Source organism: Paenibacillus sp. FSL A5-0031 (genome assembly GCF_001956295.1).
GTDB lineage: Bacteria > Bacillota > Bacilli > Paenibacillales > Paenibacillaceae > Pristimantibacillus.
In genome coordinates, this window is sequence record NZ_MRTD01000004.1 from 403,304 (window position 1) to 417,379 (window position 14,076).

The following is a 14,076-nucleotide window of genomic DNA, read 5'->3' on the forward strand; positions in this document are numbered from 1 at the left end:
GCGTACCGCCCTTCATTAAATCTCTCCTATTGCTGAACGATACACGCTCATAATTTGATCAATGGAATGATCGATATGAAACTCACGTTCCACCCACCGTCTTCCCTCTATTCCATTAGCGCGTAGCCCTTCCAGCCTGCGGCATCCATCTGCAATCTCGCTTGCAAACAAATAACGGGAATAAGCGGCAAACGAACCGTGGTCTCCAAAATAGTTAAGCCAAGCCTGCTCATAATTGCTCGGCTCCACCCAGCCAAAATAGCCATGGTTGCCAATGGCAAGCACTGGCTTCTCGCAAGCCATTGCCTCCAGCGCAACGCGTCCCGTACCGACAACGATATCTGAAGCATTGTAATACTCTCGCATTTGAGATTGTTTTCCAACCATATGAATGAACCGTCTTCTGCTTTCCGCCTGAATAAATTCCGCAAGTTCTGAAATTGCATTATATTTAGGACCATCCCCAACAACGATTAGCTCAAGCTTATCCCACCCATAACGATAAAGATCCTTCATCGCTCGCAGCAGGACATCACATGCTGTTGCCTTTCCCCAAGCCAATCGGCTAGCGTACGTAAGTACAATTGCATCTTCAGAAATACCTAAGTCTGAGCGAAGCTTTGCGCCGCTGGATGGATAGAACTCCGCTAGATCGATGCCATTCGGGACAACGATAGACGGAAAGCCAAACCGCGTGATATAGCTTTGAAGAGGAGCACTTACACATATGACCGATTCCGAGTAAACAAGCAGCGATTTTAGAGCAGTCTGCGGATAATAGGTGCCATGAACGGTGAATATGGACGGAACTCCTAATAAATTAGCTGCCTTTGCCGTAAACAAACCGGATGGAGTCTGATGCACATGAACGCAATCCACTTTCTCGCTTCGCATAATTTCCTGCAGCCTAACGATTCGCTCCGTTTGAACTGACGCTCCAGCTGGCTGGAATTCAAACAAATATACATGGCACCCGGCATCCTCAAACCGGAACCGCATAGGGCCGTCCGCGGCAATTATACTCACTCTTTGACCTATTTTTATTAGTGCTTTTGCTAGACTTAATACATGTGTTTCCGTACCGCCGGCATCCATACTGTCCAGAGCCATTAAGACGGATAACGGCGAGCCTGCCATTTCACCTCACTCCTTTTTTGCATAAAAAGCCAATGAACGTTGGCTCGCATGCAGACGATAGTAATAAAGTATTTCAGGAATATTTTCAATACGAGCTTTGTTATTCAAAAATTTAACGATGAACTCATAATCCTCCGCTCCGACAATTCGGCGGCTCAATCCGCCAATCTGGTCAAAAGCATCGCCGCGAAACATGATCGTCCCATGGCAAACACAGTGACCGCCGCTGCGGTAAACATCAAGAATATCATCACCGAAACGCAGCCATTTTTCCTGAACATACTGCCTCTTCTCGGCCGCATCAAAGCTAGCGTAGCTCGTTCCTACCAGTGCAACCTCTGCATGGCTTTGGAGATACGCTACTTGTTTCTCTAAACGCTGCGGATGAGAGAAATCGTCCGCATCTTGAACCGCGATATATTGTCCGCGAGCGTGGAAGAAACCCGTCGTAATGGCTCCAGAAAACCCAATATTTCTAGGAAGTCGAACGAGTACTATAGATTCTGTACCCGCTACTCCGTTTGCTTCGCACCAAGCCTCAATAACATCCAGCGACCTATCGGTCGATGCGTCATCTACAATGATGATTTCTTTATTCAAATACGTTTGACTCATCAAGCTGTCCAAACATTCAATGAGATATGCTGCACGATTATAATTTGCAATAACGATACTTACTTTTCCAAATTCCCGCTGCATCCTATCTCTCCTTTCTTGCCCTCTCTCCTATAAATGGCATGCAGAGCTTCAAAATGATCCCCTATTATTTGCATCGTTGCAATGGAATGGTCTCCTCCGGCATTTTTGTGTTTGATCGGACGATAACGGTTTAAGCGATCAACTTCCACGCAGTGAACAGGCTTGACGGTCAATCCCCCGAGCAGTCCGAGCGCATAAGCTTTCGGCGGACATAATAAATTGGACCAATGAATAACATTAAGCGCCCGTCTATTCAGCGCAAATGGAACATGCACGAGTGAAGCATTCGCCAAATCCTCGCGGCCAACTGCCATATTCAGTGCTATTTTTAACGTTGTCACGGCACTCCAAGGCATGCGCATGCTGAGGTGGTGATCCAGCTTATTAACAGCCAGATCACATTCCCTTAGCAGCGCATTAGGAAAAGGAGCAAGCTCCTTCCAAGGGATATGAAAATCACCATCCACAAACAGCAGCGCATCGCCAGTAGCTGCATATGCGCCAATAGCTCTGCCTACATCCGTTCCGAGCGGCTCCTGAAAAACTATGACCGACGCGCCAAGCTCTCTAGCAATACTCTCTGTACGATCATTGCAGCCATTAACAACTACGATAATTTCAGCTGGCGACAGCAATATAGCCTCTTGAATGACACGTCCTATTGTCCGTTCCTCGTTTTGAACGGGTATAATCACTGACAAGCGCTGGTGCACCCCGCACCGATTGCCAGCTTGGGAGAAATCTCTTCCTTTTCGTAAAGGAGGCAGCACATCCTTCTCCGCGATCAATCGCTCGACATAGTCACGCCTTCTTCCATCATCCGTACAGCCATTCCTATAAAATCCGGACATATTCGATGACCCGCAAACGTATCAACACATCTTCCGTCCCACCGTATCCAGGTACACTCAAGGTTCGAACCACAATGTATGAGAAGCCTACCGTCAGCAGCACACCTGCAACCACATCCCCATTAGAGAGAATAACTTCTACATCTCTCCCTAGGTACGTGCGCAGCTTAAAATAAAATGACACATAATCAACTCCTACCGTTTGATACCCTCATCCTATTCGCTAGATTAATAGTGAGAACGGCATACGACTATTTTGAAAAAATTTTCATAGAATAGGCAAAAAAAAGAGAAGCCCTCTTTCCCACTTTATCTGTGAGTTCGAAGGCTTCTTCCTTGTCATTCAATGCGCCGCATCGCTCATCCCAATCTTATTGCTTGTTGTAAATGGCATACATAATAACTGCTGCTTCCGCGCGGGTTGTATAACCAAGCGGGTTAAGCTTAGCGCCGTCGCCCTTCACAATGCCGTTCGCTACGAGAAGAGCAGCACTGTCCGTTGCATAAGCTGCTAGCTGCTTCAAATCGGTGAACGATTTCAATTGCTCCGAGCTTCCTGCTTGCAGCTTTTTGCCAGAAATATTTAACGCTCTTGCTGTCATCGCGATCATTTCTTGCCTTGTAATGGAGGCATTCGGATCAAATGTACCGTCCGCACGGCCAGTTACTACGCCAAGCTTCTTCGCAATGGCAACCGCATCATAATAATAAGAACCTTTTGCCACATCGGTAAACTGACTATCATACGCAGCATTAAGACCTAAAGTTTTCACGAGCAGGGTAATAAAATCTGCCCGCTTCACATTTTGAGCTGGAGCGTATGCTTTATCCGATATGCCGTTGATGACGCCTTTAGCCGACATTACCTTAATCGCTTGTTGCGCCCAAGGATATTTGCCAAGATCGTCAAACGTTTTGCTTACGAATACTATGCCATACGTACTGAAATGATTTACTGTGAAAAGCACAGCACCTTGCGATTTATCATACTTCCCGCTTGGCACTGCAATCACTTTACCTGCTGCGTCGAAATACCACACTGTAATTTGCTCGCTGCTCGCCAGCTCATCAGCTGTTGGAGTATAACTAAGCGATACGTTTACTGCAGCTTCTGAATTGCTCCATTCCACTTTAACGCCGTCAACGTAGAGATTCAGCTCAACCGCAGGACGGCTACCGATTGCTGCTCTCGCTTCTTCGCTAAGCTTTGTTTTATCGATGTTCGCAATCACAATGGATACGTTTTTCGCATCCGAAGGCAGTGATTTCAACATATGGCTTGGTACAACAATCGTACCCGTACCTGTCTGAATCTCATACTGTACCGATAGCTTAGCCTCGCTAATAGTCCCTTTAGGCAATTGCACCTCGTAGCCATTAGCTCCATTTACAATCGGTACTTTAATTGTAATGGTTTGAACGGTATCATTATTTCCTTCTACTGATTTCAAAGCTTCGTCGATAAGCGTTTGGCTTATCGCAGTTTTACCAAGTCCGCTAGCCGTGTCAACGACCGGTGTTGGTGCCGGTATTGTGCCCTTTCCACTCGGAGGCGTCGTAGGAGCTGGCGTTACAACTGGCCCCGTTGGTGACGTCGGTGTTGGTGTTGGCTCCGTCGGTGTCGTCGGCGTTGGTGTTGTTGTTGGCTCTTCCCCTGGCGTAATGATATACGTAAATGGTGCAACAAAGCTATCCTTCATTCCTGCTTTAATCGCAATCGTGCGGAGCACTGTAAGCTCCAAGAGCTTAAGCTCTCCTTTGTACAATTGCCCGTTTGTACTGCTAGGCAGCGATCCATCTGTTGTATAGTAAATGGCAGCCCCTTCTGTAGCAGTCGTTAAAGCAACCGTTTTGGTTCCTTTATAGGCTCCAGCTTTCAGCGAAGCAGTCGGAAGCGCTGTGGTACCTGTAATTTGCGTAACCGCTTCAGTCTGCTCAAGTGTGATCCAATCAAGGTTTGCCCCATCATTATTGCTAGTAAATTGAATCGTTTGTACGCCTTCCGCAAGCTCTACAATGCCAGAAGCCTCCGCATATTTATCCCATCCGCCACTTGCTCCTAGCGGCGTAGTAGACAACTTTTGCCCATTCACGGACAACGTTCCACTCACGCCTGCTTGCGGCGTTGCATAACGGTAGGTCACTTTGTAGAAGCTCGATTTTGCGATATTTACGTCAAAATAAAGCGAGCCTGCTGCCGCGATAAAACCTACGTTTTTGAATAACAGCGTTTGTCCGTCCATATTGCTTTGAACAGCAGCCGCATCCGCATGGGTGTAGCTTTCCGCTTCAATTTTCATAACACCGCTCTGATCCATTACCTGTACAACATAAGGCTCAAATTTAATGCCTCTAAGCTCGTAGCCGGATGCCCCAGCCAGAATACGAAGCTTTTGGTCACCTTCAACGAGATCAATGACAATTCGCATTTCAACGACCTGGTTGTAAAGGTTTGGTACGTTAATCGTTTTCCGAACAGCGCCGTCTTGCGCCTCCAGCACGATGCCATTCACAGCTTGGCCGCCAGATGTAGCCTTAAAGGTCGCAACATAGGAACCAGTAGCTGGAACGTGTACCAAATAATCGGCATAATCGCCCGCATCAATTTGAGTTAGCCTGCTCGCGCTTCCTGTTCCAGACACTGCGAATCCTTTTAATCGATTGAACTGATCCAAGGAATCAAGGGACAAAAGATTTACTGGCTCCTTCACATTTTCGGTTCCAAGCAGCACTGCCTTAGCGTTTAACGCCGTACCTCCTGTTGAATCATCGTAGGCTTGCAGTGGAACGTTAACCTGCAATTCCAATTCATTATAGTAAACGGTTCCGCTCCAGTTCAGCGTAAGCTTCACTCGATTAGGGCTGAGAAGCTCAGCCGAGCGCAGTGATACGCCTCCTTGCGAGGTCGCCGCTCCCGATACGGTTATCGCTCCAAGCTGACTCTGCACGAATGTACCGCCAGCAAGGGTAACGATTAGCTCCTTGTTATTTACGCCATAAGCAATCTGACTCTCTGACAAGGATAACGACTCCGCATCATCAGTAGCCTTAATGATAACTTTAGAGCTCATCGTCTTACCTGTGCTTCCAGAAGCAGCTTCATATGTGCTGGCTGTTACCGTAGCGGTACGATCAGAGTCATAGTCTCTTGTCGCCCCTCCTCCTAAGGTAAGCTTAGCCATATGGTCATCAACACGATAAACGCTGTCTACAACCGTTCCCGCATACCCTTCGATGGACCAGTTGGAGGAAGTCAGCTCCTCTTTATACGTGTCGTTAAGCAGCCGGACAAAAATATGGCTTCCAGCCTCTGCACCTTCTGTTACAGCTGACGCATCTGCGATAATAGCAGGCCCAACCGCAATGGCATTCAAGTTAAAGCCTTGATCAACGATTCGAACTCTTAACGTATGAACACCTTCAGTCAGAGCAACGGTATCTGAAGCCATTGCCCAAGCATCCCAGCTCTCGCTGTTTGGAAGCTCAGTCGTTTTCAGTACATTTCCTCCTAGTGAAAGCTCTGCTTTTGCACCGTCATAGGCCGTGGAATATTGATACGTTATACCGTAGTTTCCATCCGCCGGAACCTGCACCTCATATTCCATCCAATCATTTGGATCGGCATAGCTGACCGCTGAGCCGTTTACGAGTACATTAAAGGCAGATGTGAATTTACTCGCCTCTATAGATGCGGGAAGTAAAATAGCTGCCTTATCCGCCTTCGTGAACGCAATACTTCTAACATTGAAGTCGTTATTACTAACTTTCATCGTTAATTTATGCGCACCCTCTGGAAGCATAACGCGCTCGCGGCGATTAGCGAAGTACTCCCATTGGTACGTCGTCTGATTGATCGGCAGTGACACAAGCGGCTGGCCATCCAGTTCAAAGCTAACCAGACCATCCGTTTGGAAACCTGCAATCGCCAGATCGAGTTCATACTCGCCTGCTTCTGCTACATTTACAACATAATCGAACGAAGCTGTTCCATTTGGTGCAAAAGAACCTAAGTATCCGTTCGGATTAACCTGGAACTCGCCTTCTGCTGAAGCAAAGCGCGTGGCGTCAATCGTTGCTGGAACGTTTGTTATTTGCGTACGATTCCAGCGATAGGTTGCTGCTGATTTGGCTGGAATGACCGCTTCAATTTGAAGTCCATCAACTATAATTTTAAATGGCTGCGGGTCACTCGTTTGGTTGATGACAACCGTTACAATTTCTTTGCCGTCTGGGCTTGCAAACGCAACGTTGGTTACTGTCGCAGCAGAGCCGTAATTGCTATCGATTCGCACATAACCAGGCTTCACGAATTTCGTAAACTGCCCCATCAAATAATACTCCGGCAGCAGCCAGTAGTGATCTGGATTCGAAGAATCCTGTACGACTGGGGTCGGATCAGGAATGCCTACCCATTGATGGGATGAAATATCGCTGTCCAGCATCGTAACCCAGCTGTTATAGCTTTTGGCATAGTTGCGGAAATATTGTGCGATACGGTCAGCGCCCGTAGTACCCCATACCGCACGCTCCGTTAAATACACGCTTTTCTGCGGGAACAGCTTTTGAAGCTCCGTCATCATGGACAGCTCGCCGCCATAATCGTGGAACGCCGTCCCTTCTATGGCATCGTAAGCCCCTTCTACGGAATTGCCCAGAATTTGTGCTGGATAAGCCATCGTATCGCCGGGATTATGGTCGAACATCCACAGCTTTATACTTTTGATTTTTGCATTGCTATTCTGATCGAGCTTCGCCCGCAGCAGCTTGGCTAGACGTGACGCTTGCTGCCATGACATCGCTGTACTTGGATAATCAATTTCGAGCAGCGGCTCATTTTGCAGCGTCATGCCTTCAAAGTAGATGCCATGCTCAGCGTATGCCTCAAGAAATTTCACATAATAATCTGCAAGCACAGGAAGATACTCTTCCTTCACTTGACCTCTTACCATGCTGCCCGTTGTTTTCATCCAGCCTGGAGGGCTCCAAGGCGATGCAAAAAATTGAACATCGGGATTAATCGCTTGTATCTTCTTAACGGTTGGAATGATGCCAAAATCAATATCCTTCTGAATAGAAAATTTCTTAAGTTCAACGTCCGTTTCACCGGCAGGCAAATCATCGTACGAATAAAACTTTTGCGCTGTAAAATCGGAGGTTCCGATCGTTAGGCGAATCAAGCTCATGCCGATGCCGTTATCCTTGTCGATCAATTGGCGAAGCAGCTCTGTTTGCTTCTCCGGAGACATTTTCACAAGATTATGAATCGTCGCTTCTTCCATGGACGAACCGATTCCTAGCATTGTTTGATACTTTTTATCCGGATTTATCGTAATCGTTGTCGCTTTGCTGTTATCTGGAAGGGTAATATCTAAATTTGTCTGCTGCTCCAGCTTCTTATCGCCAGCTTGATAACGATCCGCATAATACCATTTGCGGTCACCCGCATCACGTTCACTGGAGATCCATGCCTCTACAGCTCCGCTAATCAGTGCTGGCTGTTCGCCGCCTCCATTACCTGGATCAGTGCCGCCACCGCCGCCGCCAGCTGGAACATCACCTGTGCGCGTAAACTCTACCCAGTTAAAATTAATGTCTCCGGCAATAAACTCAAGCCTCAGCTTTTGAATGCCTGCTTGGCTTAGCACGATATTCTCGACGCTGGCCGTTTGCCAGCTTTGCCAGCCTCCGGTGGAGCCTACGCTCAACGTACCAAGCGTCGCTCCCGCTTCGTTCTTGATCTTAATCCCCGTTGCGCCTCCGTTGCCCGCATAGCGGAAATCGGCTTTATAGGTACCAGGTTCGCTCACTTTCACCCTATAATCCAGCCATGCGCCGCCGGACGTCCAGCCAATATTTTTGCCGCCGCCAATGTCCTGCGTGTCCTCTGTATTCAATCCGCTGCTCTTCGCATCGAACGCTTCCGCCTCGACCTTGCCTGGGATAGGCAGTGAAGGCTTCTCTGGTTCTACAGGTTTGCTCGGCAGATCAGGCGTAGCCTGCCCGCTCGTCAAGCCGTATCCGATAGGAAACAACAAATTCGGGCTGGCTTCGGTCATAATTGGATAATTATTCGTTACATAAAATGGCCATTTGATCGGGTTTTTCCCTTTAAACGGTTTGCCCCCAATCAGTACATCAGCCACGCCTTGACCTTCCGTACCTGGAAGCCATGCTGCGACAAGCGCATCCCAGTCACCCAGTTGATCCGCTATCGTAAGCGGGCGTCCGGATACAAGAACAACAACGAGTGGAATGTTTGGATCAGCTGCACGAATATTTGCAATCGTTGCGAGATCCTCTTCGTCGAGATTTAGGCTCGTACGATCTCCATTCGTTTCTGCATAAGGCGTTTCGCCTACAACAGCAATAGCTACGTCATAACCAGCAGCGCCGCGGCCATGCTTGTTGTACGTTACCGTCTTCGCGGCTCCTGCAACCTCTTTGAGCCCTTCATAGATTGTCGTTCCGGTCGTAATCGCCCCGGATGCTCCCTGCCAAGTAATCGACCAGCCGCCAGATTGGTTGCCGATATCGTTCGCATTTTTACCTGCTACGAAAATTTTGTCCATATCCTTCAGCTGAGACATAATCGGTGAACCGTTCACCTCATCGTTCTTCAGAAGAACGAGCGACTCCGCCGCAGCTTGACGCGCAAGCGCACGATGCTCAGATGCACCGAAGTAGCCTGCCAAGTCTGTATCTGTCTTTGGATTCTCAAATAGGCCAGATGAAATTTTCACCTTCAAAATACGAAGAACTGCATCATTGATACGCTCTTCCGTAATGCTGCCATCCTTAACAAGACTAATTAAATGCTCAAGGCTAGCTCTCCAGTCACCCGTCAGCATGAACATATCTACGCCTGCATTAACGGACGCTTTCAGCTGATCCTTCAAGCCGCTGACTGCTTTGCCGTCTTGATCGCGCGTGATTTGCTGAATCGCGTTATAATCCGAAATAACAAAACCTTTAAATCCAAGCTCACCCTTCAGCACATCCGTAAGAAGCCGCTTATTCGCATGCATCTTAAGGCCTTGAATGCTGTGGTAGGATGCCATTACCGTTTGTACCCCTGCATCAACAGCCGCTTTGTACATCTCTAAATCACTTGCAATGAGCTGATCCTCTGTGTACTTCGTTATATTCCCTTGGTTGACGCCGTTATCCGTATAGCCTTCACCTAAAAAATGCTTCGCAGCGCCAACGACATGTTTCGTCTGACTGCGCTCCGCTGCTGTTTCTCCTTGCAGCCCTTGAATGTACGCTGCACCAAGCACCTTGGATATCGCTTGATTGCCGCTGTATCCTTCATAGGTCCGGCCCCATCGAATATCCTGCGGGGCTGCAATCGTCGGCGCAAAATCCCAATTCGCTCCGGTTGCTCGTATTTCCTTTGCTGTCGCAGCACCGATTTGTTTCACCAGCTCAGCGTTATTCGCTGCACCTAAGCCGATATTATGCGGGAACAAGGTTGCTCCCTTCACATTGTTATGTCCGTGTACTCCATCCACGCCATACAGCAGCGGAATCCCGAGACGCGTAGAAAGCGCGCCATCCTGATAGCCGTCTATAAGCGTCTGCCAATTTTCACGCGTGCTGTCCTGCTGCTTGCCGTTCGGGAAAGAACCGCCGCCGCTAAGCACCGAGCCGATAAAATATTGCTTTACTTCCTCAGGTGTAATATTCGACTTCTCTGGCTGTATCATTTGTCCTGCGCGCTCTTCTAGTGTCATCCGGGCAAGCAAATCCGCCGCCCTTGCATCAACGCTCTTTGATGGGTCCAAGTACGTCGGCAATCCCCCATTTGACTGCGTCAAAGGCGCTGCTCCTACTGAAAGCAAGCTCGTCATTAGCGATATGACCAGCAGCATCGCCGTCATCATCGACATTTTTCTTTTCAAACCAAACCCTCCCCATAACTATAATTGTCGTCTAACGGCATATCCCTTCTTTATTGAAATGGACAGCTGTAGACGAGATTACTTACAAGTATAAAATTGAAAACGATTTCATAATATGAGTCATTTTTAAGATGATGTGCGTTGTTTTTTGTATAATGTAATCGATTTCAAAAATACATCGTCTTTCCTTCTATCGTTCATCCTATTTCCTTCTCATTCAACGATCTAATCTAATAGCATAAACAGACAATTTACCGCAAAATTTGCTAAATGACCCCAATTAAATCTACAATAGAATAATAAGATTAAATTCACCCTAGGAGGCTGAGCTAAATGAGCTCTTTCAAATCATGGCTGCAAACAAGTAAGCAAGGACTAACCGATCAGGTCAAAAAATTCAAAAATAAAGAATTCCTAGATGCGGTAGTAGCCGGCTGTGCGATTGTAGCAGCAGCAGATGGTTCCGTCGACTCCAATGAAAAACAAAAAATGGCCGGCTACATAGGCCGCAGCGAAGAATTAAAAGTTTTTGATATGAGTGATGTGATTAACCGTTTCAATCACTTTGTAGGCAATATGGAGTTTGATGCGATGATTGGCAAGCAAGAGGCGCTTAAAGCGATTGCCAAATTCCGCAGCAAACCAGACGTTGCTCGTGTAATCGTTGGTGTGTGCAGCGCAATCGGAGCAGCAGACGGCGATTTCGATATGAAGGAACAAGCTGCTGTGCGTGACATCTGCAATACCCTTGGACTTAATCCGAGTGAATTCAGTCTTTAATAGCAAACCAAGCAAAAGAACCTCCAAAGCCACTGCAACAGTGGATCTGGAGGTTCTTTTGTATTGTTATTACCCCTGCTTACGCATTGCGAAAAGCTTCATTATAGCAGCGTCTGCATACAGGCTTATAATCCTCGTTGCCGCCAATCTGGATTTGCGCACCTGCATTCATCGGCTGTCCGTCATTATAGCGTATAACCATCGTTGCTTTCCGATCACAGAACCAGCAAATGGTTTTAATCTCTTCAATTTTATCCGCCTGCACGAGTAGGTTATAGCTGCCCTCAAATAATTGATTTTGAAAATCGTTTTTGAGCCCAAACGCCATTACCGGGATGTTAAGCTCATCCACGACTTGTGTAAGCTCCAAAATATGATGTTTCTTCAGAAACTGCGCCTCATCTATGAGTACGCAATAAATTTTGGATGGTGAAGCTCCTGCAACGAAGCTTTTCACACTTTCAAAAAGGTTCGTATCCTCTTGAACCGGAATGGACTCCCGCTCGAACCCTACACGAGAACCTACACGATCCACCCCGCCTCTTGCACTTACCGATGGTGAATAAATAAGAACCTGCTTGCCTTGCTCTTCATAATTGTGAGCCACTTTAATGATTTCGAAAGATTTACCGCTGTTCATTGTTCCATATTTGTAATAAAGCTGTGCCAACCTAATCTCCTCCAGAACCATTCAGTGCTTCTATTATACAGGAAGTGACTCCGTTATTGTATCGTTTGGAGCCTTGTTTTCGCTTCCCCATATGTTTTGACAATTTGTTGAATTTTCTGGAATTCCGGGTCGGTTGGACCTAGATCAGCCATGAACATTCGGTGCAATATTTGATTATAAAGATTTTGACGCGATTCAATCATTTGTACTTCGAGCCGAATAAGATCCTCCAGGTCATTTTCTTCAATTAACTGTTCGATATTGATCTCTTCTGGCTTGGAAGAACGCTCTTCGTCAAAGATCAGGTCCGAACCGCGCCCTATACGAGGAAGCGCTTCGTACTCCACCTCTGTCTCCTGCTGCTGTCCAAGCGGAATGGACGTATTCAGCTCGGAAAGAAGAATGCCTTCTTTCGCTAACATCACTTGAAAAGGTTTATGCTGGATCAAATCTGCTATGACAAGCCTGCTCATATCTTTATTGCGAATCAAAGAGGAATCAAAAGGATGAAGGACCCATTGCTGGTCTCGATTGAACAGATTAAAAGTAAACCACTCACCGCCATAGATGAACCGTACATTAATATTTGACTCCGAAATAATTTCATAGGTAAACTCCAATTGGAACACCTCCGATCAGCCAGTATAATTCATCCTATTATACCAAATCAGAGGTGAACACAAACAGCGATGCTTAAAAATCTTTCAAAATATCCTCCGCCCGTTCAAAGCTGGCAACAACAATTAAGACGACAATGAGTGCAGCTATGGCAATTTCGCCAATCATAGCATGATCACCTCGTTTTTTCTTTAAGACTATGCTGTTTCTTTATGCTTTATGAGCCATTACTTGTAGGACATCCGTCATTTCTTCTCAAAAAACGCAAAAAAACGAGCCCTTGGAGAGCTCGTCCTGCTAATTATTTTTTTTGATTTACTCCAAAAATCCTTTGGCTGCTGAAGAAGGAAGCTCCGCTTGACTAGCTCCAGAACCCGCTTGAATGCCTAAGCGTTGTCCAACCTTTTGATTAATTTGCGTCATTTTTTCCGTTTGCTGGGATACCGTTTGAATAATTTGTCGATTGGAGTTCTCGTACTTGTCCATCGCGGAGAAGAGATCCGACATTGCCCGCTCCACAAGCTCCATGCTCATAGCCGGCTTCGTTAATGCTTGATTAGCTCGCTCGCTCGTTTCATTCAAAAGACGCGCGTTCTCAGCAAATTGATTGCCTAACATTTCATTCGTTGAATTGACTGCTTCTATAGCCTTCATCTGGTCATCAATCGCACTCGCAATCAAGACTGAAACCGACATGAGATGCTGGGTTTTATCTATTGAGCTGTCCAGCGCATCCATCAGCTTATCATTTGTATCATTAATAATATCGGTTGCGGCAATCGCTTGCTGATAAAGCATGATCATTTCCGTATACGTTTGGAGCTTCGTTACAACCTTGCGAAGTCCGCGCTCCAAATAAGTTTTCCGGTGTTCGTTCTCGGGCTTAGCAATTTCCTCTTCGAACATTTTTTTGAGACGATTGCCATATTCGACAAGCAGCTGCAGGTCATATACATTGTCTAGACTGCTGCGCTTCAAATTTCTCATGTGAATGACGTTCTCTTCCAAGTTGTCGCGACCATCTCTGAGCGATTTGACGATCACCTGCACGTTAGACTTGGCAGATTGATATTTATAAATATAAGCCTTCATCGGTGCTTTCCGAAGCAGCTTCTGAACGAGTGAGAGCTGCTTGCTTTTGCTCAAATCCTCAACCTCGCTGCGAAGCTTAAGCATGTTGTTTGCTACCTCAGACCGTTTGCCTGACATGAGATCCGACAGCGGTCTCTCGAGCATCGTAAGCGTCTGGCTTGAGCGCTCAAGCGTCTTCTGGCCTTTTTTCGTAATCTCATCCATTAGTGTATCCAGATGCATAGCATCGGTTGTCGCTACCTTCTGCATCGTGCTTTGCACTTCTTGCTCCAACTTCTGAATATCTTCATTTTTTAATTGTACGAGTTGTTGCGCCATTGTTCATTTC

Annotated in this window: 9 protein-coding genes; 1 reads left to right on the top strand and 8 read right to left on the bottom strand. The window is 46.8% G+C overall.

Features of this window, described 5'->3' with window-relative positions; all coding sequences use genetic code 11:
* Positions 1–15: 15 nt before the first annotated feature.
* From BK120_RS10170 to BK120_RS10190, 5 genes are all read right to left on the bottom strand, one after another.
* Complete coding sequence (locus BK120_RS10170; protein ID WP_076267363.1) at positions 16–1,137, bottom strand: glycosyltransferase; 1,122 nt, start codon at positions 1,135–1,137, stop codon at positions 16–18.
* A gap of 6 nt (positions 1,138–1,143) precedes the next feature.
* Entirely contained in the window at positions 1,144–1,836 is a 693-nt protein-coding gene (locus BK120_RS10175; RefSeq protein WP_076267364.1) for a glycosyltransferase family 2 protein, read from the bottom strand.
* Entirely contained in the window at positions 1,812–2,687 is an 876-nt protein-coding gene (locus BK120_RS10180; RefSeq protein WP_076267365.1) for a glycosyltransferase family 2 protein, read from the bottom strand. The genes BK120_RS10175 and BK120_RS10180 overlap by 25 nt, the downstream gene beginning before the upstream one ends.
* The gene (locus BK120_RS10185; protein ID WP_076267366.1) at positions 2,671–2,871 is read right to left on the bottom strand and encodes a hypothetical protein; all 201 of its coding nucleotides are present in this window, start codon (positions 2,869–2,871) and stop codon (positions 2,671–2,673) included. The genes BK120_RS10180 and BK120_RS10185 overlap by 17 nt, the downstream gene beginning before the upstream one ends.
* 187 nt (positions 2,872–3,058) lie before the next feature.
* Positions 3,059–10,588 (bottom strand): glycoside hydrolase family 3 N-terminal domain-containing protein, encoded by a 7,530-nt coding sequence (locus tag BK120_RS10190; RefSeq protein WP_076267367.1) that lies wholly within the window; start codon positions 10,586–10,588, stop codon positions 3,059–3,061.
* A 333-nt stretch (positions 10,589–10,921) separates the two neighbouring features.
* On the opposite strand from BK120_RS10190, the gene BK120_RS10195 reads away from it, so the two are divergent.
* Complete coding sequence (locus BK120_RS10195; protein WP_076267368.1) at positions 10,922–11,368, top strand: tellurite resistance TerB family protein; 447 nt, start codon at positions 10,922–10,924, stop codon at positions 11,366–11,368.
* 79 nt (positions 11,369–11,447) lie between these two features.
* Here BK120_RS10195 and BK120_RS10200 read toward each other — a convergent pair whose 3' ends face one another.
* The 3 genes from BK120_RS10200 to BK120_RS10210 form a co-directional block, all read right to left on the bottom strand.
* The gene (locus tag BK120_RS10200; RefSeq protein WP_083681829.1) at positions 11,448–12,038 is read right to left on the bottom strand and encodes a thymidine kinase; all 591 of its coding nucleotides are present in this window, start codon (positions 12,036–12,038) and stop codon (positions 11,448–11,450) included.
* Between the two features lie 53 nt (positions 12,039–12,091).
* On the bottom strand, positions 12,092–12,658 hold the full coding sequence (locus BK120_RS10205) for a hypothetical protein (RefSeq protein WP_076267370.1): 567 nt from the start codon (positions 12,656–12,658) through the stop codon (positions 12,092–12,094).
* A 313-nt stretch (positions 12,659–12,971) separates the two neighbouring features.
* Complete coding sequence (locus BK120_RS10210) at positions 12,972–14,066, bottom strand: toxic anion resistance protein (RefSeq protein ID WP_076267371.1); 1,095 nt, start codon at positions 14,064–14,066, stop codon at positions 12,972–12,974.
* Positions 14,067–14,076 lie beyond the last annotated feature (10 nt).

What these genes read in the sequence shown, in the direction of transcription:
- BK120_RS10170 (WP_076267363.1), bottom strand. Translation starts at nt 1,137, where the DNA reads ATGGCAGGCTCGCCGTTATCCGTCTTAATGGCTCTGGACAGTATGGAT.
- BK120_RS10175 (WP_076267364.1), bottom strand. Translation starts at nt 1,836, where the DNA reads ATGCAGCGGGAATTTGGAAAAGTAAGTATCGTTATTGCAAATTATAAT.
- BK120_RS10180 (WP_076267365.1), bottom strand. Translation starts at nt 2,687, where the DNA reads ATGTCCGGATTTTATAGGAATGGCTGTACGGATGATGGAAGAAGGCGT.
- BK120_RS10195 (WP_076267368.1), top strand. Translation starts at nt 10,922, where the DNA reads ATGAGCTCTTTCAAATCATGGCTGCAAACAAGTAAGCAAGGACTAACC.
- BK120_RS10210 (WP_076267371.1), bottom strand. Translation starts at nt 14,066, where the DNA reads ATGGCGCAACAACTCGTACAATTAAAAAATGAAGATATTCAGAAGTTG.